This is a genomic window from Tardiphaga sp. (genome assembly GCF_028290785.1).
Taxonomy (GTDB): Bacteria; Pseudomonadota; Alphaproteobacteria; order Rhizobiales; family Xanthobacteraceae; genus Tardiphaga.
Window position 1 is genome coordinate 15,666 of record NZ_JAQGJD010000220.1, and the last position, 22,021, is coordinate 37,686.

Genomic DNA, 22,021 nt, shown 5'->3' on the forward strand with positions numbered 1-22,021 from the left:
CAAATCGAAAAATACCCACGGAGGAATACCATGAAAATCCTGACTTCCATGCTGGCGCTCGGTGTTGCCGGCATCGCTTCGATCTCCGCCGCGCGCGCCGACGGCGAGACAATTGCGGTATTCACCAAGAACCAGACCAACCCTTATTTCCAGACCGTACGCGTAGGCGCCGACGTGGCGGCGAAATCGCTGAACGCCAAAATCCTGCACTACATTCCGACCAAGCCCGACAGCATTCCCGAGCAGCTCAGTCAGATCGAGGATGTGATCGTCAAGAAGCCGTCGGCCATCGTCTTCATCCCGGTGGACTACAAGGCGATGGTGCCGGGCGCCGAGAAGATCAATGGCGCCGGCATTCCCATGGTCAACGTGACCGACCGCTCCGCCGGCGGCAAGTTCAGCGCCTTCGTCGGTGCCGACGACTACAGCCTCGGCCTCGAGACGGCGCGCTATCTGCTGAAGAGCTTGGGCGGCAAGGGCAAGATCGTGATCATCGAGGGCGTCAAGGGCTCCCTGACCAACGTCGACCGCGTGCGCGGATTCAATGATGCGCTGAAGGAAAATCCGGGCACCAAGCTGGTGGCCTCGCAGCCGGCTAACTACCAGCGCCTGGCAGCGTTGCAGGTCATGGAAAACTTGATGCAGTCGAACGCGGAGATCGACGGCGTGCTGGCCGCCAATGATGCCATGGCCGTCGGGGCGATCGAAGCGCTGGACGGCGCCAACCGCAAGGCGCTGGTGGTCGGCATCAATGGGACCAAGGAGGCGGTCGACGCCATCAAGAGTGGCAAGATGCTGGCCAGCGGAGACTACAACGGCTTCGTGCAGGGCTGCCTGGGCACGATGATCGCGATACGTGAGCTCCGCAAGGAGCCGATCGTTGCGGAAATCGTGCTGGCTCCCACCGTCATCACCAAGGACAACTACAAGCCGTACGACGTGGCGCTCGAAACGCGCGCCTGCCCGACTTGGGAAGAAGGATCGAAGATGGGTATGAAGCGCTAGAGCCAACTGGAGTGGGTGCCGTTGCTCTTACAACGGCACCCGATCTGCTCCAAACCCGTCAAAGGAAACGATTATGCTTTTTGTTCTTCATGCGATCGATCGGCCAGGCGCTTTACCTAAGCGGCTGGCGAATTACGACGCCCACAAGGCGTTTCTCTCCGACACCATCCCCTACGACATCAAGATCGTAATGTCCGGGCCGCTTACCGCGGACGATGGCACGACCATGATAGGCAGCTTGTTCCTGATCGAGGCCGCCGACCATGCGGCCGTCGAACGCTTTCATGCCGCCGATCCGTTTCGCGCCGCCGATATCTGGGAAACCGTCACCATCACCGGCTTCATCCGGCGGCAGGGATGATCGTCATGTCCGGCGGTCGGTAGCTACGCCATGGCCAAATCTGCGCTGGCGCTCAATCACATCGGCCTGACCGTGCCGGACATATTCGCCGCGATCGACTGGTACGGCGAGCTGTTTGGCACCACCCATATCATGGGCCCGCGCCTGTTGGCGTCGGACGGCAAGGGCTCCAAAGAGACGTCGGGCATTTTTGGAAGGCGATTTCGTCGGGCTTATCAGGCGCATCTGTTGCTCGCGAACGGCGTTGGCATCGAGCTGTTCCAGTTTATCGATCCTGCGGTCGAGATGCCTGACGAAAACATGCCGTACTGGAATCGCGGCCCGTTTCATTTCGCGCTGACATGCGCCGATGTCGACGAACTGGCGGCCCGGATCGTGGCGGCCGGCGGCGGCAAGCGTATTGAGCCGATTGACTTTGTTCCCGGTCGTCCCTGGCGCCTGTGCTATTGCGAGGACCCCTGGGGCAATGTGATCGAGCTGATGTCCGCCAGCTATGCCGAGATGTTTGCGAACTGGCCGCAACCGGGCATGACCGAGCAGCCGGTGTTCGTCACCCGCCCCGCCTGAACCGATCCGCGTCAGATTTTCGGCCGCAGCGAGCGCTGCATGTCCATCGAATAGGTGTAGCGGCCCTCCGGATGGGTGGTGACCGTGACTTCGAAAAGTTCGTCCTTCAAGCCGTAATAACGCCGCACCATGGTGAGGGCCGGCGATCCCGCCTTGACCTGCAACTGCTTGGCCAGCTTCGCCGGCATGCCGCGGGCAAAGACTTCCAACTTGGCATATTCGATCGTCTGGCCGAACATCTTGGCGATCTGCTCATGGACGGGGGTCCGGCCGTGATCCCTCCGGTCGACCACCGCGGCGAACTTGCGCAGCACGTAGATTTCGGTCCAGCCCAGCGGTGCCGCGAATTCGTCGGACCTGCGCGTCGACTCGATCAGGAACCAGCTCTTGCCCAGCTCGCATTTCAGCAGCGCCGCGAGCTTGTGGTCCGCAACAACGTCGCCGCTGCGGACCACCTCGCGATAGGTTTCGTTGGAATAGCGCAGCCACTCGGTAAGCGATGTGACGCTGTGGGTGAACAGCACCGGCGGTTCGACCGCGATGACCACGGAACCAAACCCGGCCCGCCGCACGATCAGCCCCTGTTCGGTAATCAGCCGAAGCGCTTCGCGGACGGTCTGGCGGCTCGCCGCGAAGCGGGCCATCAATTCCGTCTCGATGGGAAGCATGTCGCCGACCGCGTAGCTGCCGAGACGGATATCCTTTTGCAACTCGGTCGCAATCTGGCGATAGCGCGATGTCTTAGGGGATTTTTGAATCTTGGTTGTCACAGCTGACGGTCACTCCCAGCTCGATCGATTTCAAGCCAGCCTCGAAGGCGGACAGGGTCGCCAGCACGTCCGCTTCGGGCACCGGAAACGGCAGTCCTACTTCTACCATATCCGCGAACGCATCAAGCTCGGCAGGCAGCACGTCGATCCGCGGGAGGGCCCGCACCTCTGGCGGCTGGCCGCTCCGACGCAGAACCAGGGTGGTTTCGTCCAGTACCTCAGCAGACCCTTGCGTGCCGAAAATGTGGACCCGCCAGAACAGCGGTGTCGCCCTGACGGTTGCCAGCGTGCCGGTCACGCCATTGGCGAATTCGAGCATCATCAGGGTCGTATCGAGCGGTGGCGGTCCCGGTGCGCGCGAGGTGAAGGTCGTATGCACCGTTCGAACCGGGCCGAGCAGGCTGACAAAGGCGTCGAGCACGTGGAGGCCTGCGCCGGTCAGTCCGCCGCCCGGAGATTCCTCGGGCGACAGTCGCCAGCCGGCGGTGACGTTTTGCGAGTTCTCGTTGCTGTTGTGGCCTTCGATGTGAAGCAGCGTTCCCAACTCACAGGATGCCACCATCTCGCGCAGTGCCCGCATCGCCGGCCAGAACCTGCGATTGTGACCCACGGCAAGGGGAACGCCGGCACGGCGACAGGCGTCGAACATGGCGGCGGCGTCGGCGCGATGCAGCGCCAGCGGCTTCTCGCAGAAAATGGCCTTGCCGGCGGCCGCGCAGGCTTTGACCTGAGCGGGGTGCAGCGAATGCGGCGTCGCCAGCAGCACCGCTGCAATGGTGTTGTCGGCCAGGACAGTGCCGAGTTCATCGAACAGCGAGAGCCCATGGGCGGCACAAAAATCCCGTGCGCCGTCCATCACCGGTTCGACGGCACTGCAGATATGGAGACGGCCGTGACCGGCAGCCGCTTCCACGAGATTTCGCCCCCAGCGTCCCAGGCCGACGATCGCCGTGTTGATCATCGGATGTCCCCCGCATTCGCCGGCTGCCGGATTGCCTCGATTACCGCGGCGCTGTCGCTGTCGGCGCCGCACAGCAGGATAGCACGGCGCAGCAGCGCGGCCTGGGCTGTCATCAGCGGTAGAGGCAGATCGTGTTGCGCGGCCTGCTGGAAAATCAGTTCAGCGTCTTTCAGGGTCTGGAAAATCCGCGACTGCGGCCGATAGTCCTGCTCCAGCATTTTTTCGCCCTTGGTGTCCATCACGCTGGAATAGGCCGCCGAGGCCCGTGCCGCACACAGAAAGGCGTGGCCGTTCAGCCCCATCCGTTCAGCGAGCACGATCCCTTCGGCCAACGCCGCCCGGTTGCCTTGCAGGATCAGGTTGATGGCGAGCTTGGTGCGGCTGGCGTCGCCGACCTGTCCCACGACGACGGATCGCGGAAACAGGATATCGATAATGTCGCGCACCGACGAGAGAGTGGTCTCGTCACCGGCCAGCAGGCAGGACGCGGTGCCGACGCGCACCTCGGCGCTGGTCCCCGAGACCGGCATTTCGACAAAGCCCACCCCCGACGCGGTGGCGCAAGCAGCAATGCGCAGGATATCGTCCGGGCCGCAGGTGGTGGTGCAAAGCACCACGGATGCGCTTCCATCAGCGGCGGCGGTCAGGTGCGGCAACGTCGTTTCGACCTCCGCTGCGCTGTAGACGGCGATCACGATGGCGCGGCATTGCTCCGCCACCGCTTGGGCAGACTTTGCAACGGAAGCGCCTGCTTCCCGCAGCGCTTCGCATCGGGCGGCGTCGGGATCGTAGCCGACGACGTGACGCCCAGCCGCCATCACCCGTTCGGCCATGGCTGCCCCCATTAGGCCAAGTCCGATCATTCCGATCGCCGTCATGTCCGGTGGCCCGCTACTTCGGTTCGATGCCGGCGGCTCGGGCATCCGCGGTCCAGCGCAAGATTTCGCTGGTGATGAATTTGCCGAATTCGGCGGGCGGCAGCGGAGCGACGGTTACGCCGACGCCTTCGAGCTTCGTACGTGTCGCGGGCAGCGACAGGAATTTGAGGCTTTCAGCGTAGATCTTGTCGATGACGGCGGTCGGCGCGCCTGCCGGCGCCAGCAATCCGTACCAGATCGTGGCCTCGAAGCCCGGCATCGCTTCCGCGAGTGGAGGAAGCCCGGGGTGAGGTCATTGGCATTCGGTGAAGTGACACCGAGGCCGCGAAGGGTGCCGCCCTGCATCTGCGGAATCGCCAGCGAGAAGTCGGCGAAGGCCAGATCGATGACGCCGCCCATCACATCGGTGATGGCTTGCGGAACGCCCCGGTAGGACGCCGCGACCACCGACAGTCTCCCCCGGGTCTGCAACTGGGCGATCGATATCTGCGAGGCGCCGGAGCCATAGCCGCCGGTCATGTTCGGATGGGCCCGTGCATAGTCCATGAACTGCGACAAGTTTTGCGCGGGGAAGTCCGGCTTGACGACGAGAACCATGGCCGTCGTGACGGTGCGCATGATCGGCGCGAAGTCTTTTGCGGGATCATACGGCAGGTTCTTGAGCATCGCGACGTTCGCCGCCTGGGTCGTATTGGTGCCCATCATCAGGGTGTAGCCGTCCGGCGCGCTACGCGCGACTTCCTGGGCGCCGATGCTGCCGAGCGCGCCGGCCCTGTTCTCGATCACCACTGTCTGACCCCAGGTGTCCTGAAGGTGCTGCCCCAGCATGCGGGCGACCTGGTCGGGGCCCGCGCCGGCAGGAAACGGGACGATCAGCCGGATCGGCCGTTTGGGATAATCGCTGTCGGCAGCTGTGACGACGCCGGCCGACATGGCGACAAACAGAAATGCGAGCGTGATCGGGCGTATCATCACTTGGCTTCCTCCGCTTACCGGAATCTCTTTTCGAATTCCTGGAAATACTTTATACGGACAAATGAAAAGACGGCGCAAGCTACCAAACGTCGCCAATCGATAAAAATCGGCTCGCCCGTCAGAATTGACCGTATAAAGGAGAGCGCCTTGGACATCAGCGATCTACACGCGCGAGGGCTGGAGCGCCGCAAGGCACTATTCGGCGCCGCTGACGTCGAGCAGCGCATGTCGGCCGCCGGAGAATTCGGCGCGCCGCTGCAGAACGTCATCAATGCCTATGTCTATGGCGACGTCTGGGAAAGGAAGGGCCTTTCCGACGAAATGCGCAGTCTCGTGATGCTGGCGATCACGGCCGCCAGCAACAAGCCTGCCGAGTTTCGCGTTCACGCGAAAGGCGCGCTGGCGAACGGCTGTTCGAAGGAGCAGGTGCAGGACTTGCTGCTGCTGATCGCGATGTATTGCGGCGTTCCGGCCGCCATAGAGACCAACCGCATCGCCGCGGAAATATTCGGTGCAGATATGCCCTCCGAGCCCGAGGTCGAGACCTAGCCAGCGCCGCGACGACATTCCAACGGTGAGCGCGATCTGCCCGGCATAGGCCTTCACGCAACGCAGTTTCTCAAGCAGCATTAAAACAAGAAATGCATCAACTAGGGGCGGGCGATGAAAGCAATTCCCACGATCGACGGGCATCACCATATCTGGCGGCTGAAGGATCTCGCCTGGTTGTCGGGTCCGCAGGTCCCGCGGATCTTCGGGCCGTACGCGCCGATCTGCAGGGACTACACGATCGAGGAGTTTCGCAGCGACACCGCCGGTTGCGACGTGGTAAAATCCGTCTACGTTCAGACCAATTGGCCCGCCGGGCAGAGCTACGACGAGGCGCTCTGGGTGCAGTCGGTGTCGGATGCCACGGGATGGCCCCATGCCACGGTGGCCCATGCGGACCTGGCCGATCCGGGCGTCGGCTCGCTGCTGCAGCAGTTGAAGCAGTTGCCATCCGTGCGTGGCATCCGGCAGCAGCTGCACTGGCACCAGAATCCGCAATACAGTTTTGCACCGCGACCCGACCAGATGAACGACGTCAGCTGGCGTCGCGGAGTGGCGATGCTGGCGGAGTTCGATCTGGTGTTCGAATTGCAGGTGTTTACCAGCCAGATAGCGGACAGCGTCGAACTCGCCAGGGCGTTTCCGGATACGACCTTTATTCTCGAGCATGCGGGCATGCTCGAAGATACCTCGCCGGCCGGCTGGCAACGCTGGCGCGAAGGAATGGCAGGGCTGGCCGGGTGCAAGAACGTGAACGTCAAGCTGTCCGGCTTGGGCACGTTCGAGCACGCCTATCGGTTTGAGACGGTTGCGCCGGTCATCACGGAAACGGTTGCGCTGTTCGGGGCCGACCGGTGCCTGTTCGGAAGCAATTTCCCGATCGAGAAATTATGGACAGACTACGCGGCGCTGTACCGAACATTCAGGCGGGCCATCGAACCGCTGCCCGATGGCGAGCAGCTCTACATCCTTCATGACACGGCGCGTCGCCTGTACAAATTATAGCGTTATCTGAGTTCAGCTACTCAATTTGGCGCCGCGCGCGCGGCTATCCGTATTTCGAGTACGCCGTCGATGTGCTGGACAGGTTGGCATCGAGGGCTCCGTGCGCGTGCAGAATTTGAGCCAAGGCTGCGTCGCACCTATCGATCTAATGTACCGACAAGGCCGTCTACTTCAGCCGACTGCTACTTCTATTTCCGATGTCCGCATTCTCAACATCAAAGAGTCTCACCATCAAGTGGACACGTCGACTGGCCGCCAAACCTTTAAGGATTCGTCAACTAACCTATTATCCTATAGTCGATGGGTCTGGGGACATGGCAATTTTGAGCTGCTTACAGCAGAACCGCGCCAATATCTCGAAGGCATGCAATCGCGTACTCGTCGATCACGGCCAATAGCTTTCTTGGAGGCTGACTTGACGGACGACCTCAGTGGGAACGGCATCATTATAATCTCGGGCACGGAGATCGGGACTGTATTCTATTGGCTTTCTGTCTCGGAGGAAGTCGGGCCGGTTGTCGCCGAGGGGTCGATAAGCGGGTCGGAGGAGATCATGCTTTCAATCAGCATGGCCGCCGATGTCCATATCCAGTTAGAGGATGGGCCGACGTTCCGCGTATTATGCGAAGGTGGCACCATTGGAACTAGATGGATCAAGACGCTTCCTAAATCCGAAACCTGAGGGCGGTCTGGGCTGAAGGCGGTCTGCGCAAGCCGGACTGTAGCTTCTCAGCTAGCTGCTAGGAGCTCCGACCTCGACGACGACTGGGGTACCAGCAGTGGTGAACGGTGAGGTTGGTCAATGGTTGACGAACTCAGAATGGAAAGTCGGTCTTGATAAGCTCTGAGGAGAACTTACTATGACCGCAAATAGAGTCGCAGACCAACCTGCCGCAGGCCGGAAAATGGAAAATGCGGGGCATCTCAATTTCGAAGCACTAGCGGCACTGCGAAAATGGCCGTCCGTGGGAGGCGAACGCATTCCGAATTCGAGCTCGTATTCCGTCTTTGAGGGCACGTTGGACGAGTGCATTCAGCGATTGAACGAAAAGACCGCATCCGTTCGCGGTCTTTACGAAATTCATACCGAACCGCAGGGGCCGACGTTGGCCGGCCTCTTATCCGCCGATGACGTTCAAGAATTGATCCGGCTCCGCGAATTCTTGTAACCCTACAAGTCTTGGGAACGCCGTAGGATTGCCGAAACGCCGAGTCTCTCTTAGTGTCCCCCCGTTAAGGGCCGGAGGGTCAGCGGCAAATGGATCTACAGCGGAGGAATGAGCCCGACAGCTTCGAACGAAGCGGTCGTCGATTGACCCTTACGTCGTTGCTGTGTGGGGGACTTACGTTGGCGGCCGTCGCGGCCGCTGCTGTGTTATTCCGCGTGCCCTCAGGGCAGGGATTGTTTACGGGTTCCAGCGCTCCAGTCCGCCAAATGGAACCCGGAGTGTTTGCGAGCCGGTTCCCGATGGAACTTATTGCCACGCCGCAAGCCCTACAGCGCGACGCCGCCTTACGACGGGCAAGGACCCAGCTTGCGGAAGCGATGGGTTCACTAGCCCCGCTGGCGGCCCCGGAAGGGCCAATTACGACGGGTCCAATTGCCCTCAAAGTTCCCGTTCCGAGGTCGCGGCCGGTTGCGGCGGGTTTGATGGCCGATTACGGGGCGACGGGCGAGGCTAAGCAGGCATCAACCGCTGGATCGTTTGACGTCAGTTCGGCGATCAAAAACGTTTTTGCGATGCTGCCTCCCGGTTTGAAGTTGGCATCAGCCAGCCCCGATGGCGGCATCTCAGGCGACGGAAAGGATGAAGCCCCCGACTTGTCAGCCTATGGGAAGCAAACAGCCCTCTACGACATCAGCGCCCGCACCGTGTATATGCCGGACGGTTCTCGCCTTGAAGCGCATTCCGGACTTGGTGGGTATCTGGATGATGTCCGATTTATCAATGTGCGCGACAAAGGCCCAACGCCGCCGAACGTCTACGAACTGAGCCCGCGCGAAAAACCCTTCCACGGCGTGCAAGCGTTGCGAATGAAGCCAGTCGGAGAGGGCGACCTGTTCGGCCGTTCAGGGCTGCTTACGCATAGCTACCTCATGGGTCCGACCGGCGACTCGAACGGCTGCGTCTCGTTCAAGGACTACGATGCGTTCCTGAAAGCTTTCACCAACGGCGAAGTAAAGCGGCTCGTCGTGGTGAAGAGCACGAGGGACGACGCGGTCAAACTCGCGCGCCGTACCTAGCTCGCCGGTTGCCACGATTCTCACCTGCGCGATAAAGCAAGCACTTACGTATTTTAGACTAGTGCCGGCTGTCGCTTTCAAAGGAGACTTCAGCTTTTCGCCTCTGGCGCAATATTCGCTGACCGTAACGCCGCTCGCTTTCTCCACCTTCGGACGTCGGCCATCACTTTTATGGTTGCGGCGAGGACCAGCGCGCAAAGCGCCGCCTTCGACATCGTCTCCATCGTCCCCTCGATCAGCATGCTATGGACCACGCTTCCTACGACGATGACAATCGCAAGGAGCATATGGGCGATGCGCCACGTTCGCAGTCGGAGCCCCAATCGCCGGCGAAGTGCAGCCAACAGCGCGACGGCGAAGATGGCCCACATGGCGATAACGCCCCAGGGCGAGAACGGCGTGGGCGATGCGAACAGCAGGGCGTCAATCATGTCCGGCGGGCTAGTCATCCAAAGGCCCCCGACGTGGATCACCACTGCGACCACCAGCGCACCTCCGACCCAGCGATGGACACGCCGCCCCATCCGGGTCGGTAGTCCCGGCAGGTGTCCGTCAATCAGCAAAGGCTGAAAGAGCAGGGCGCCCATGGCAACAATCCCCGCAAAGCCGGCCAGGATGTAGACCGGACCACGCCAGGTGAGCAGCGGGCTCGCCATTGCGGCGGCGATCGGCACGCCGATGGCGGCTGCAACGACGGCCCAGATCAAGGCCGCCCGTGCCGATCTCCATTCGGTGGTTCGCAACTCTGTCAGACCGGCTGCAGGACGAAGTGTGCCTCTAGGCTGGTCTCTTTGGCGCTCCGCATCACGGGGCGTAGAAAGACGGTTTTGAATTCGCCACTGTCATAGGCGAGATGACCGTGCGGTTGGCCGAAGATGGGAATAATCTGCGGCATCTCTAGACGGAACACGCCGTTCTTGTCGGTGAGCGTGGCTCCATGACTCTGCGGCTCATGCTCTTGCCCTTCGGTCGTGTGCGCCCAGATTTGGATGCGCTGCCCGGCGAGCGCCGCCCCGTCGCCGGCGCGGCGTACCGTGCCACTCATCCAGAAACCACCCTTGCCGATCCGGTCCACGGTTGGCGCGCCCTTGATGTAGTTGTTGGATCCGCCCGACATCGAAGGCGTTGAAGCGAGGCCTTCCGCGCGGGCACGCAACGGCAAGCTGGAAACCCCGGCTGCCAGCACGGAACCGCCAACGGCGAGGAAGCTGCGACGGTTCAGTACGACGATCGTCATGTAAATTGCCCCCGGCGGCGGTGCAGTTACTCCGTTGAGAATACAACATGGGTCGCGAGAGGCCCAGTCGATGGAGGCCAACAGCGCGATAGGCGCAATAACAGTGTCGTGAACGGGTGTGCCGGCTGCTCTTCCAGCGTTGTGCAGAGACGTAGTCAACTCGACGAAACGCGGCCCCTCGTTTGCTTCGCCGGCATCTGGACGAAGTGGACATCCGTGCGCAATGTTAGCGAGCGCGAGACCACCAACGACGTCGACGGCTTCCCCGACAACCGGGCCGAACGGTGTGTCGACAATGACGGTGATTCCGCCACGCCCGGAGAATGCGATACTTGGATGCGGGCGCCACAGGCAGAAGCCTCAACGCTGTAACAAACGACGTTAGAACTATATTGGGCTATCGGTGCTGAACGCTACGGCCAGATCGCTCTCGCCGCGATCGAGTCCGTGTTTTGCTGCCCGTCCGCCATCGACGCCACTGGCTTCGTGACGACGCTAAGCAGCAGCGGGGGAAACGGCAGGCAACGTCGCGACGAGATACTCAAAACGACCAATGTCACCTGACCGACGTCTTCACAAAGATCGCCAACGGTCGATCAACTGCCGTGGGCATTCTGCCGATCGAATGGCTCCAGAGATCGTCGAGAAGGTGCTGCACCCGAGCAAAAACCTGCCGTCTGACCACCTTTCGCTGGTTTGCGCGACTCCGCTGAAGTAGTTCAGCGGCCTTGCCATTGACGCAAGATGGCGCATAAAACGGTTGATGTTCTGAAGGATGCATCGTGTGGTAGGTGCGGGACCGATTAGTATAACCAGCGATGCTGCAGGCCCATGCGGCTATTGCGGCTTCGTTTTGCAGGAGGCCGCCCATTTTTGCGGCGGGTGCGGGCGACCACGCGCAGCCTCGACACCTCTCGCGGCGCACGCTTTGTCTTTCCTGCAATCCAACGTACCAGCCGATCTTGCCGACCGTATCCTGCGGTCCGGCACGGCCATGCTGGGCGAGCGCAAGCATGTGACGGTGCTGTTCGCCGATATCGGCGGGTCCACCGAACTGATTGACCAGCTTGATCCGGAGGAAGCGCTCGAAGCACTCGGCCCGATCCTGAAACGGCTGATGGATGGGGTTCACCAGCACGACGGGCTGGTGAACCAGACTAGGGGCGACGGCATCATGGCGCTGTTTGGCGCGCCCATTGCCAGCGAGGACCACGCCGTGCAGGCCTGTCGGGCGGCACTCGCTATCCGCGAAACTATCGACGAGTTCAACCGATCAAGGGGGCTCCGGATCAAGATCCGGATCGGCATCAATTCCGGGCAGGTGGTCATTCATTCCATCGGCAGCAACCTGACCATGAACTACGACGCCGTCGGCAAGACGGTGCATCTGGCGGCGCGCATGGAAACACTCGCCGCGCCGGACACGATCAAGCTGACATCGGACACCTTTGACCTCGCAAAGGGTTTCATCAGTGCGCTGCCGCTTGGTGCGGAGAGCGCCAAGGGCGTGTCCGACCCCGTCCAGACCTATGAACTGGTGGCGATGCGGCCGCGAACCCGCTGGCAGGCGCGTTCGTCCGGCGGATTAAGTACACTGGCCGGACGCCAGAGTGAACTGGCCCACCTCAATAGCGCGCTGGACACGGCGGCGGCGGCAACAGGTCATGCGTTGACCATCGTCGGCGGCGCCGGGATCGGAAAATCGCGTCTGCTCCATGAGTTCATCGCCAACGTGTCCGACGAATGGCTGGTGCTGCAGACCGCATGCACGCCGCAACACACCAATTCGAGCTACTATCCAGTCAGTACGCTGATGCGCGCCATGTTCGGCGTGCGCGCCGGCGACACGCCGGCCGCCGCGGCCACCCGCGCCAGAGCGCAGGTGACAAAACTCAGCCCGGAACTGACGGTCCATCTGCCCGCTATCTTTTCGTTGCTGGACCTCAGCAGCGACGATGCCGACTGGAAAAATCTCGAGCCGCCGGAACGGCGCAGGAAGATCAACGAGGCCATCACTGCGCTCATTTTCCATCAGGAACGTCTGACGCCTCTCGTGATTCTGATAGAGGACGTGCATTGGATCGACGCCGAGACCAGGCTTGTCCTGGACAATTTTGTCCGCTCGATCGGCAATGCCCGGATCCTCGTGGTGGCGACGCAGCGACCGGAACGCATGTGGAGCGGGTCGAAGATCGGACGCCTGGACCTGGCGCCGCTTGACCAAACGGACGGCGACCGGCTGCTCGACGCGCTGCTCGGCGACGACGGCAGCCTCGGGCCGATCCGACGGCGAATCCTGGCGCAGGCCCAGGGCAATCCGCTGTTTGTTGAAGAGCTGGCGCTCGCGCTCAAGGGAACGAACGTCCTTGTCGGCGATTCCGGCAAGTACAAGGTCAGCAATGCCGCCACCGGGATCGAGATTCCCGAGACCATTCACTCCGTGCTGGCATCCCGCATCGATCTGCTGGACAGGGCGACAAAATCGCTGCTGCAAATGGCGGCGGTAATTGGAAAGGACATATCCACCTCGGTGCTGTCCGGGATGGCCGGCGTTGAGCCTGACGAGCTCGAACCTCGACTCCAGATGCTGGAAGCATCCGACTTCCTCTGGAGCATCCGGACCTCGAACATGGTGGAGTACTCGTTCAAGCACGAACTCATCCGGGAGGTCGCTTACGGTATGCTGCTGCTGAGCGCACGCCGCAATCTCCATGCCAAGGCCACCGAAACCATCGAGCTGCGCTTTTCGGATCGCCTCGACGAGCACATCGACCGGCTGGCCGACCATGCGTATCGGGCTGAGCTTTGGCAGAAGGCGGTGCCCTACCAGCTACGGAGTTGCCGACGTGCCGTCAAGCGCGGTGCCAACCAGGATGCCATCGCCATCTATGAGCGCGGGCTGGAAACATTGTCGCACTGGCCCGACTCGCGAAAGAAGATGATCTCCGAAATCGATCTGCATCTCACGGTGGTGACGGCGTTTGAGCCGCTCGGCATGCATCGACGAATTGCGGAAGTCTTGCGCGAGTCGCGCCGGCTGGCCGATATTTCCGGTGAGCCGTGGCGCATCGCCGCGGTGAATTGCCAGCTTGCGGTGGGCCTGTGGCGGCTCGGCTACCACACCGAGGCGATGACCGCCGCCCAGAATGCGCAGTCGATTGCGGAACAGGTCGGCGAACCCGTCCTGATCTTCGCCGCCCTGCACCAGGTCGGGATCATCTACCACGAGATTGGCGCCTTCGCTCAGTCGCTGGCATTTCACGAGAAGTGCCTTGCTATGGAGACCCCGCAGATCGACGAGCGGCGGGAGGGTTGGGCCGCACTTCCCAGTGTGGTGCTGCGCACCTTCATGGCCGACTCGCTGATTGATCTCGGTGAACTGGATCGCGCTGAAAAGCTCGCCGAGGAAGCCAGTCAACGCGCCAAGGCCGCCAACCACGTCTATTCGCGCGCCAATATCAATCACGTATTTGGTCGGCTGCGGACCGCGCAAGGGCGCCCGGCCGAGGCGCTGTCGCTGCTGCACGAGAGCTGGCAGACCTGTGTCGATCTGGAAATGAAGCAGATGTATCCCGTCTTTGCGTCAAGGATGGGCGAAGCCTATCTCGCGCTGGGAGATGTCGCGGCCGCCCTGGAAATCCTGGCGGTGCCCGAGCGGCTCGATATGCCGCTCGCCGAGCACGCCTTTGGCTGGCGTTTTCTTTTCATCGCGCAGGGTCGCGCACTGCTTGCCGCCGGCCGCGCGGAAGAGGCCAAGATCGTCGCGGAGCGAGCGCTCGCACTTGCCGAAGAACGCGGCGAACCGCCGCAACTCGCGAATGCGAAGAAACTGCTTGGCGACATCTCGCGCGTCATCGACGACGCCAATCCCGCGCAGGCCGAACGCTACTACCGGGAGGCGTTCGCACTCGCCGAACAATGCGCGATGCGACCGATGATGACGTCATGCAGCGATGCTTTGGCAGCCCTCGCGGGCTGAGAAGCAAAGGTCGGCGTTGCAGCGCACGCCAGCCATCATTTCGTCGCTCAATGTCCGGACGCTTCCGTCGCCAAGGCACGCACCGCGTTAATCCCCGGCAGAAAGAAATAGGCGCCGCCCCGCACCGTCACGAACGGGCGAGGCCTTTCTACATGAACGTTGGTTGGACGCTGTTGAATCGCGAACTCGTCGCCGGTCCGCGGCGCATGACCGAGTGGGTCGGTGCCTGAATAGAGCCCGCCAAAGTGCGCGTTGTTGAGCCATGAATGCTGGATCATCTCGAACTGCCCGGCGATGTCGGCATTCAGCGCAATGAATGCCACACCGCGGCCGGCGCCGGTGCCATTCGACTTGCCTTGTTCGCTGTCGCGACGCGTGCCATAGGGCCGGCCGCGCCGGATGATACGGTGCATCTTCGACAGACGCAGTGCGGTGTCGGGGTCGGGACCAATCGCATCGCGCGGGTTGGCGCGGCGAATATGCGCACCGATCGGACAGGCCAGTCCCGCCCCATCCTCATGCGAGAAGAGAAAATCGTTTCGATCGGGCTTGTCGGGCGAATCGTCGGCGCGCGGAACCAGAGGCTCGCCGCTCCTGTAGCGGCCGACGAGCCGCGCGGCGACGTCCTCGATCTTGTCCGGATCCGTGCTGCCGTGCAGCCGCTCCGCAACCGACGCCACGAAATCTTCAAACGCCGGCACATCCTGCTCCAGTTGCCGAAACACCATGTAGGTTCCGTTACGCAGCAGGTCGCGCGCGTTGGCCTGACCCCTCGCGGAGCCATCGGAAATGCATTCGCGCCGCTCGTTGACATAGCCGAGCAGGAATTCGCCCGGCTTCACCAGCGAGATGCGCTGCCCTTTCTCGCTTAGCGCCTTGCCGCCTTCTTCCTCATAGGCTGCCGCAGAAGTCTTCTGCTTCAGCCGTTGCCGGCTGCGTTTCGCCAGCGGCGAACCCTCGATGGTCGGCTGGGAAATCCCATCCTTGAAGCCAAAGTGTTCCTTGCGGTCGTCGTACAGGCGGCCCTTCAGGATCACCGGGCCGCTGCCGCGGCGATCGGCAACCGGCTCCGCGGCGGCCTTCATGGCCTGGATCTCGGCGTTGACGAGTGCGTGTAGCGTCGGCTCATCGGCGGCATAGAGCAGCAACATGCCGTCCACGTCGTCGTCGCTCCAGCCGCCCCAGTTCCAGTGCGCCGGCAGACTGTCGCCGGCATCGCCAAGCAGGTTGGAGCGCCGCGGGATTTGCGTCGGCACCGTCGGCTTCGGCGCCATGCCTTCGAGAAACTCGAGCGAAAATTGCCGCAGCCGGCGGTCGTCCAGGTCGAGTTTTCGAAGGCCGCTAGCCGTCAAAGCGAGGTTGATGGCCCGCGGATTTGTGCCGTCAGCCGCTTTCAGAGCCTGGATACTCGGGCCTTTGCCTGCTCCGCGCTCGACCCGCATCAGTCGCTCGGCCACATCGGCAAGCCAGTGCCTGGCGGCGTCGCGCTGCCCAGGTCGAAAGCGCCATACCAGGTAGGCGGAAAACGGCAACTGCGGATATCCGCTCAGAAGAAGGCCCTGAATGTCGTCCCACTCGATATCTTCCATCGCGTTGCACCGTGTCATAGGCGTTGAAGGAGGCGATCGATCGCCGCAGGCGGCAGCGGTTCGAACAGCGACTGCCTGGTGTCGGTGTTGGCGTTGATGCCGACGACGCCGAAGGTCGGGTAGGCGCCGTACCAGACGAGGGTTTCGATCTGGCTCTCGCGCACATAGGCCTTGAAAGGCCGCGCGTCCTGCGCCCCCTTCCAGAACAGGAACCGCGTGGCCGGAAAGCCGTAATTCCGACCTCCCGCGCTAACGAAGGTGTTGGACCAGATCGCATTCAGGCCCTTTACCGCGGCGAGATCGATAAACTCGTTGAGATAGCTCTCCCAAGCTCCGCCGAAGTTGTCGAGAAACAGCAAGCGGCGACCTTTGTCGATCAGTACCCAGCGCGCCGACAGAATCGTCGGGATGCCGCCCAGTTCACCCTGGTTGAACCAGAACCGGGCAAGAAGATTGACCGCGGACAGAGCCAGTCGCAGCAGCAGATGGCGCACGATGCCGGGTTTCACGGAGGTGATGCTGGCCAGATGGTTCTGGAAGCGGTTGATGCCTCCTTCGTCGCGCACATATTTCTTCGCATTTTCGCGCGCGCGCTCCAGCAGGGCCTCAGGCTCCTGGTATTTCGACTTGTCGAGATGTTCCAGCGCGCCAATCGTCAACATCGCGACCAGCCCGACGAGATACGCGACGAAAACGCCCACCAGGGCGAGTACGACGAGAACGAAGTAGCCGTTAACCAGCGGCCGAGCCATGCCGGCCAATCCGCCGATGATGCTCGCCGGCATGACCGACGCGACCACGAGGACGGCGATCGACGCCAGGATGAACATCAGGAAGCGTGCGACATCGAGCTTCAGGCGGCGGAAGTTTTCCCTGATTTCGTCGAGCGGCCGAAGCTCGACCTCGAGTTTCAGCGACGTCGCCCAGTGCCAGGCCGCCGCAAACAGCAAGCCGATGATGACCAACTGCGCAAACGCCGCAGCCAGCATGCCCAATGTTGTCCCGATTCCGGTTGCGACCGCAGCCGTGCCCGCCGACGCGGGCAGCTTGCCGGCACCCGAAACGACAGCGAACAGGACGACGCCCGCCAGAAACGCGACCAGCGCACAGCGCGCGACGACCGCCAACTGAAGTGGAAAGCGCCACATGAAGAACTGATCGCGGACGTCCCTGCTCCAGCTGATGAGGACGAGTTCAAGGATGCGCACCACCAGCCAGACGGCGATCAAGCCGGTCAGGGCATGAAGCGCCGTGAGCGGAATCGAGGGGATCAGCAATACGATCAGGGGGAATGCCGTCGCCACTCCGATATTGATGGGGGCGCCGATCTGGTCTGCAGCCTCGAACCAGGTCGGTATCGAACGGTACAACGAGGCCGGTGCATAACCGAACGCCGCGCATACCAGCGCGCCGACAAAGCAAGCGAGCAACGCGGCGGCAAAACCAGCCGCAAGCACGATCAACTTGCGCGACGTCATCTCCCACGGCAATTGGACGGGCTGCTCGGCCCAGCGGTTATCCGCTGTTCCGCGGACGAACTCGCGTAGCACGACGTCAAGAATGCCCGACGACCGCCCGGCGACCGGCGCCGACGGCGGACAGCGCGCCGCCAGGAATGACACGATTCCCTCGCGTATCCGGCCCTCGCCCTTGATTTGCGATACGGTACGGCCAGGGCTGCCGCTGAAGAAAGTGTCCGCGCCCACATCGTGGCGAAGGAAATACTCCTTGACGAGTTCGGGCGTCACCACGCCCGATGCGGGGTAACCGACGCACCACCTGTAGACGGTGTCGAAACCGTCCGGCGCCGCCTGCAGCAATTGACGCAGGAAATCGTCTTTCGGGCCGTCGAAGGTCGCCTCGAACACGAGACTTGGTCCAAAATCAGCGGCGGCCTCCAGGATCACGAAGCTGCAGAAGTGCAGGCTCTCAATGCGGTCGAAGCGGAACAGCGGCTGGCATTCCAGGAAAGCATGGCCGCTGCCGAGCCTTGGCTCCGCGTGCTCTCGCAGATATTGCCGGCACGCCTCGACACCGTCGGGTTTGATCGGGGTGATGATAGTCGTAAAGTTCGGATTCACTGCGCAGTTCCTGCTTGGCCCGCCTCGAAGGTGACAACAAGGGAGCACGGCGCCGGGCCGTCATAGGAGACCTGACCGGCCGATCCCTCGGCCCGCGCCAACCCCTGCAGGCGCATCAACGCGTGGACGACTTCCAGCATCACGATGTCCGCGATGTACTTTCCAAAGCAGCGCCGCGGCCCGAACCCGAAATGGAAGTAGCTTTCGATCGGCCGTTCGCGAAAGGCTGAAGGGTCCGGAAACGCGTCGGCATCGAACATGGCTGCAAGCGGCGGCGCGATGATGCGCGTCCCCGCCGGCACCAGCCGCGCCCGCGGCGTGCCGTTGGCGATGATGGTGTCGCGGGGGCAATCGCGCACCAGCAACGGCAGCATCGGTCGGAACCGCAGCGCTTCGTAGATCCATTGCCGCAGGGCATCCCGGCACGGCGCGACGTCGGGAGGACGGCCCTGCTCAGCCAGGTCCAGTCGTCCGGACAGCTCGCGCGCGCGCTGCAGGGCGTCGTGACGTTCCAGCAACTGGTCGACGGCCTGCGCGGTCGCACGGACGATGGTGGCGCCGCCGGTGGCGATCAGGCCGGTTAGATAGCGCCGGATCCAGTCCTCGTCGAACCATGCCGGGCCGGACGCGTCGTGACGCCGCAGCAGCCGTCCCAACAAGGTTGGCGGTGAATTCCTCGATGCGTGGTTGGCGCCGGCTTTCTCGGCCTCGAAATGCTCTTTCAATTGCCGGGTCAGACCGACCATGTCGTCGCGGGAGTTGAGCCACGCTTGCGACCCCACAGGGGGATCGACCATGATGATGCCGGCCAGGTCACGCATCGCGCGTGCCATCAGCTTCTCGTCGCCCGCCAGCGGCGCGACGCCGAAATAGTCGTGGAAGATCCTGACCATCACCGGTTCAGCCAGATCGGCGACCACGTCGATGCGCCCGGTCGCGGCCAGGGCCCCGATGCGGGACCGGCAGACATCGGCGGCGATGATCCGGATCGCGGCCAGATCGGTCGCCGGTTCAACGGCGCTCTGCAACATGGCTCTTTCACGGTCGTGCTGCCCACGCCAGTCGACCGTCATCAGGAACGGCCCCCACGGCATTCCCGGCGTGATGCTGTCACTGAGCACGAAGTCATCGAAGCGCTCGAGCACCTCGCGGACTTCCCGTGCTTTGGTCACGACCAGTACATTGCCGACGCGCATGGCCGGCCGCACCGCGCGCAGGACGGCAAAGACAATTTTGAGAATCCACAGATGCGACAGGACGTAGCAGGACAGCCGGTACTGCTGGCTCTGGCGAAAATGGCGCAGGGACTCGGCAAGCGCTTCCAGCGGGTTGGCGCGGGAGGTCGATGATGCGTGCCGCGCGGCTGTGCTGCTATCGGGCATCTCGACATCCGATGGATTGGCGGTTTCGAGGCTGCCCTCGTTCACGGGGCGATCCTCGGCAAAGGACGTGGCCCGTAACCTCCGCGTTTGGCGACAGGTTTCGTCCCCGTTGTGCTGGATTTTCGAACCATGGAACGTCCTCCCTCGGGCATGACGCTTAATATCATACCAGTAGCACAGGATTCTTTGCGGACCACAATTTTGAAGAACTCCCCGCCGGGCCTTGGCGGCGGGGTAGAGCCGGCGCATAGCGCAAAAGTTCACACGCTTTGGGCCGGGCTTGCTGCAATGCTACGCAAGGGTACTGCCGTACATATGTGAAGCAGCTCACAGACACCGCTTTTTCTTGTTCGTATGTTTCGCCCAACGGAGGGGCGACGATGCGACCAACTGCCGATCAACAGCTTGCTATCGAAGCCATGCTCAACAACCTGCTGGGCGCACAGAACTACGACCGGTTGTGCCTTGGCATGAAGGTGGAAGGCATGGACGAGGACGTGCTTTACGTCTTTGTCTCGGACGAAAGCCGTGCCGCGGAAATCGAGGCCGATCACTCCGATGATTTTGCCGTGGCAGCGCAACACGTGCTCAACCGGCCGGTTCGATGCGTCAACGTCGTGCCGCTGGATTTCTCGAGTGTATCGGTGCCGCACTCCAGCGCAGGGTCTGCGCGTGACCTTCCCGCACCGCGATCGCCGCTGCGTCCCGACGTGGCTCCAAGCCGACCTTAGGACGCAGGCGACTGCCCGCCATTGTCCCGCGATCAGGCGCATGCCGCCCGTTCATTCGGGCGGCAGATCAGATCGCGGGATCATGCGTCCATCGCCCCGCAGGTGCTTGGATTGCAGGTGCTTGGGTTGTACGCCGTTTCGATCATCCAGAAGCTTGATGAAGGCAGAGGCCTTGAGGCGTTCGAGGTCGCGTTCCCCCGTTGCGGCGCGCGCCAGGAGATGCTCGGCGATCTCAAGCGCCGAAATCGTTTTTTGCATCGCAAACCGCTGGTCTTCGACGATCTCATCGAGGGCACGGCGCAGCATGGCCAATGTGGATGTATCCGTCGGCCCTGCCATCACTTAGGTTGCCCGCCGGCGCCGGCCGATTGAAGCGTCGCAGTCCGGTGCAAGACGGGCGCTGCGTCTCGCTCCCAGGACTTTGCGGCAGGAACGACAACGAAAACCGTGGCGGCACCAAGGGTGACAGCATAAGCGACGATCATCCCGATGATCAGCCGCCGATAGGTGAGGCGGTAGGCCTGTTCCAGTTCGTCGATGGACGGCATCATTGGGACTCCTGCCATTGCAGGGGCATCCATAGCGGCAACCGCAGCGCACGAGTATGAACCGCTTCACACTCTGGAAGCGGCGCCTCAGGTAGCCTAGGCCGAATGGCCACTCTCGGCCACCGCCGCAAGTGCCGCGGCGTCCAGGATCAGGACGGAGCCATGTTCGAGGCGGACCCACTCGCTCGCGGCCCAGGCTCGCAATTGCTTGTTGATGCTTTCTCTGGACATGCCGACCATTTCGCCGATCTCTTGCTGGGTGATCGCGATCGGCCGCCCGGCGGGCGTCGGTGGCCGCCGGGCGGCCAGGCCGATCAGCACGCCTGCCAGCCGACCGGGCAGGTCCTGCAGGATGACGTGCTCGATCTGTTCGCTGCTCCAGCGCAGCCGCGCGCACAGCAGATTGATAAACTTCATGGAGAGCGAGGGCTGCTGCCGGAGAAACGGGAGGAAATCGCGGCGATCGAGGACCACCAGCTCGCAATTCGAATGGGCGGTTGCATCCGTCGTTCGAGGGCCGCCATCGAGCAGGGCAATCTCGCCGAAGATCTCCCCCTTGCCGATGATATTCAGAATGGCGCTGCGTCCCTCGACGGACGATATGCTCATCTTCACCGACCCGCTGGCGACCGCAAACAGGCAGTTGCCGGCGTCACCTTTGGCGAAGACCGTGGCGCCACGCTTGAAATTTCGGGTACTGGCATAGCGGCACAGCTGGTCGAGCGCCGCAGGCTCGAGTTCGCAAAAGAAATGGTGTTCGCGTAGCACGGAGAATCTGGGGGGCGCTGGAGAGCTCTCACCGTTCTTATCAGGCATACCCAGTATTCCCACACTTCGCTCCGGCACTCGGTCGATCGCCAATCGGTCCAGAGGCTCTCGGCTGACCGGCCCGGCAGACCCGGCCTTACACTAATGCCACCTTGCGTTTGGACTCAACAGGGCTCCTCGGAGAGGAGCGAAATGGTGCGATGTGGCGCGCGTGCATGATAAAACGCTTCGAAGGCTGAACGTAAAATAGACCGGAACTTGCACCCTCCTTATCTCGGAGGGTCTGCTGAGACGGCTATCTGGGTCGCGGCTATCCGTTCAGGCGCCGCCACTTGGTCTGAGGCCAATCTCACAGCGGGAGGCGATCGCATTCTGAATTCGTGAGCGAGC

At 62.3% G+C, this 22,021-nt stretch carries 22 protein-coding genes and 2 pseudogenes; 10 read left to right on the top strand and 14 right to left on the bottom strand.

Translation table 11 applies throughout. The features are described from left to right. The first annotated feature begins 30 nt into the window (after window positions 1-30). The 3 genes from JWR89_RS13365 (at window position 31) to JWR89_RS13375 (ending at window position 1,933) form a co-directional block, all read left to right on the top strand. Window positions 31-1,005, top strand: coding sequence for a sugar ABC transporter substrate-binding protein (locus JWR89_RS13365; RefSeq protein ID WP_299716899.1), 975 nt, complete (start codon window positions 31-33; stop codon window positions 1,003-1,005). Window positions 1,006-1,078: 73 nt separating this feature from the next. Then, window positions 1,079-1,366: a YciI family protein gene (locus JWR89_RS13370; protein WP_299716901.1), complete on the top strand. Its 288-nt coding sequence runs from the start codon at window positions 1,079-1,081 to the stop codon at window positions 1,364-1,366. 30 nt (window positions 1,367-1,396) lie between these two features. After that, window positions 1,397-1,933 carry a VOC family protein gene (locus JWR89_RS13375; RefSeq protein WP_299716903.1) on the top strand — a complete coding sequence of 179 codons (537 nt, stop codon included), beginning with the start codon at window positions 1,397-1,399 and terminating at the stop codon, window positions 1,931-1,933. An 11-nt stretch (window positions 1,934-1,944) separates the two neighbouring features. Here the strand turns inward: JWR89_RS13375 and JWR89_RS13380 are convergent, their stop codons facing one another. The 5 genes and pseudogenes from JWR89_RS13380 to JWR89_RS13400 form a co-directional block, all read right to left on the bottom strand. Further along, window positions 1,945-2,703 carry a GntR family transcriptional regulator gene (locus JWR89_RS13380; protein WP_299716905.1) on the bottom strand — a complete coding sequence of 253 codons (759 nt, stop codon included), beginning with the start codon at window positions 2,701-2,703 and terminating at the stop codon, window positions 1,945-1,947. After that, entirely contained in the window at window positions 2,675-3,664 is a 990-nt protein-coding gene (locus tag JWR89_RS13385) for a Gfo/Idh/MocA family oxidoreductase (protein WP_299716907.1), read from the bottom strand. Before JWR89_RS13385 ends, JWR89_RS13380 begins: the two co-directional genes overlap by 29 nt. Then, window positions 3,661-4,587 (bottom strand): NAD(P)-dependent oxidoreductase, encoded by a 927-nt coding sequence (locus JWR89_RS13390; RefSeq protein ID WP_299716909.1) that lies wholly within the window; start codon window positions 4,585-4,587, stop codon window positions 3,661-3,663. Before JWR89_RS13390 ends, JWR89_RS13385 begins: the two co-directional genes overlap by 4 nt. Continuing rightward, a complete protein-coding gene (locus JWR89_RS13395) occupies window positions 4,556-4,801 on the bottom strand; it encodes a tripartite tricarboxylate transporter substrate-binding protein (protein ID WP_299716911.1) in 246 nt (81 codons plus the stop codon). Before JWR89_RS13395 ends, JWR89_RS13390 begins: the two co-directional genes overlap by 32 nt. A gap of 98 nt (window positions 4,802-4,899) precedes the next feature. After that, a pseudogene (locus tag JWR89_RS13400) lies at window positions 4,900-5,514 on the bottom strand (tripartite tricarboxylate transporter substrate binding protein); the annotation flags it as partial. Window positions 5,515-5,664: 150 nt separating this feature from the next. Between JWR89_RS13400 and JWR89_RS13405 the strand changes: the two are divergent. The 5 genes and pseudogenes from JWR89_RS13405 to JWR89_RS13425 all read left to right on the top strand — a co-directional run. Then, the gene (locus JWR89_RS13405; protein WP_299716913.1) at window positions 5,665-6,066 is read left to right on the top strand and encodes a carboxymuconolactone decarboxylase family protein; all 402 of its coding nucleotides are present in this window, start codon (window positions 5,665-5,667) and stop codon (window positions 6,064-6,066) included. Between the two features lie 114 nt (window positions 6,067-6,180). Continuing rightward, entirely contained in the window at window positions 6,181-7,071 is an 891-nt protein-coding gene (locus JWR89_RS13410; protein WP_299716915.1) for an amidohydrolase family protein, read from the top strand. A 415-nt stretch (window positions 7,072-7,486) separates the two neighbouring features. Further along, complete coding sequence (locus tag JWR89_RS13415) at window positions 7,487-7,753, top strand: hypothetical protein (RefSeq protein WP_299716917.1); 267 nt, start codon at window positions 7,487-7,489, stop codon at window positions 7,751-7,753. Window positions 7,754-7,931: 178 nt separating this feature from the next. Beyond that, entirely contained in the window at window positions 7,932-8,240 is a 309-nt protein-coding gene (locus JWR89_RS13420) for a hypothetical protein (RefSeq protein ID WP_299716919.1), read from the top strand. Window positions 8,241-8,821: 581 nt separating this feature from the next. Continuing rightward, a pseudogene (locus tag JWR89_RS13425) lies at window positions 8,822-9,316 on the top strand (DUF2778 domain-containing protein); the annotation flags it as partial. Between the two features lie 89 nt (window positions 9,317-9,405). Here the strand turns inward: JWR89_RS13425 and JWR89_RS13430 are convergent. The 3 genes from JWR89_RS13430 to JWR89_RS13440 all read right to left on the bottom strand — a co-directional run bounded on the left by JWR89_RS13430 (window position 9,406) and on the right by JWR89_RS13440 (window position 11,568). Continuing rightward, window positions 9,406-9,972, bottom strand: a complete 567-nt coding sequence (locus JWR89_RS13430) for a ferric reductase-like transmembrane domain-containing protein (protein WP_299716941.1) — start codon at window positions 9,970-9,972, stop codon at window positions 9,406-9,408. A 92-nt stretch (window positions 9,973-10,064) separates the two neighbouring features. Then, a complete protein-coding gene (locus tag JWR89_RS13435) occupies window positions 10,065-10,553 on the bottom strand; it encodes a Twin-arginine translocation pathway signal (RefSeq protein WP_299716920.1) in 489 nt (162 codons plus the stop codon). 556 nt (window positions 10,554-11,109) lie between these two features. Continuing rightward, on the bottom strand, window positions 11,110-11,568 hold the full coding sequence (locus tag JWR89_RS13440) for a hypothetical protein (RefSeq protein WP_299716922.1): 459 nt from the start codon (window positions 11,566-11,568) through the stop codon (window positions 11,110-11,112). Between JWR89_RS13440 and JWR89_RS13445 the strand changes: the two genes are divergently transcribed. After that, on the top strand, window positions 11,548-14,532 hold the full coding sequence (locus tag JWR89_RS13445) for an adenylate/guanylate cyclase domain-containing protein (protein ID WP_299716924.1): 2,985 nt from the start codon (window positions 11,548-11,550) through the stop codon (window positions 14,530-14,532). The genes JWR89_RS13440 and JWR89_RS13445 overlap by 21 nt on opposite strands. 47 nt (window positions 14,533-14,579) lie before the next feature. Here the strand turns inward: JWR89_RS13445 and JWR89_RS13450 are convergent, their stop codons facing one another. The 3 genes from JWR89_RS13450 to JWR89_RS13460 form a co-directional block, all read right to left on the bottom strand. After that, the gene (locus JWR89_RS13450; protein WP_299716926.1) at window positions 14,580-16,064 is read right to left on the bottom strand and encodes a peroxidase; all 1,485 of its coding nucleotides are present in this window, start codon (window positions 16,062-16,064) and stop codon (window positions 14,580-14,582) included. Between the two features lie 71 nt (window positions 16,065-16,135). Continuing rightward, window positions 16,136-17,989, bottom strand: a complete 1,854-nt coding sequence (locus JWR89_RS13455) for a hypothetical protein (protein WP_299716928.1) — start codon at window positions 17,987-17,989, stop codon at window positions 16,136-16,138. 209 nt (window positions 17,990-18,198) lie between these two features. Beyond that, complete coding sequence (locus tag JWR89_RS13460; RefSeq protein WP_299716930.1) at window positions 18,199-19,629, bottom strand: cytochrome P450; 1,431 nt, start codon at window positions 19,627-19,629, stop codon at window positions 18,199-18,201. Between the two features lie 335 nt (window positions 19,630-19,964). Here JWR89_RS13460 and JWR89_RS13465 point away from each other — a divergent pair, with 335 nt between their 5' ends. Then, window positions 19,965-20,315, top strand: a complete 351-nt coding sequence (locus JWR89_RS13465) for a hypothetical protein (protein WP_299716932.1) — start codon at window positions 19,965-19,967, stop codon at window positions 20,313-20,315. A 51-nt stretch (window positions 20,316-20,366) separates the two neighbouring features. Here the strand turns inward: JWR89_RS13465 and JWR89_RS13470 are convergent, their stop codons facing one another. From JWR89_RS13470 to JWR89_RS13480, 3 genes are all read right to left on the bottom strand, one after another. Beyond that, a complete protein-coding gene (locus tag JWR89_RS13470) occupies window positions 20,367-20,627 on the bottom strand; it encodes a hypothetical protein (protein ID WP_299716934.1) in 261 nt (86 codons plus the stop codon). A gap of 26 nt (window positions 20,628-20,653) precedes the next feature. Then, window positions 20,654-20,866: a hypothetical protein gene (locus JWR89_RS13475; RefSeq protein WP_299716936.1), complete on the bottom strand. Its 213-nt coding sequence runs from the start codon at window positions 20,864-20,866 to the stop codon at window positions 20,654-20,656. 93 nt (window positions 20,867-20,959) lie between these two features. Continuing rightward, window positions 20,960-21,679, bottom strand: coding sequence for a Crp/Fnr family transcriptional regulator (locus tag JWR89_RS13480; RefSeq protein ID WP_299716938.1), 720 nt, complete (start codon window positions 21,677-21,679; stop codon window positions 20,960-20,962). Between the last annotated feature and the right edge of the window lie 342 nt (window positions 21,680-22,021).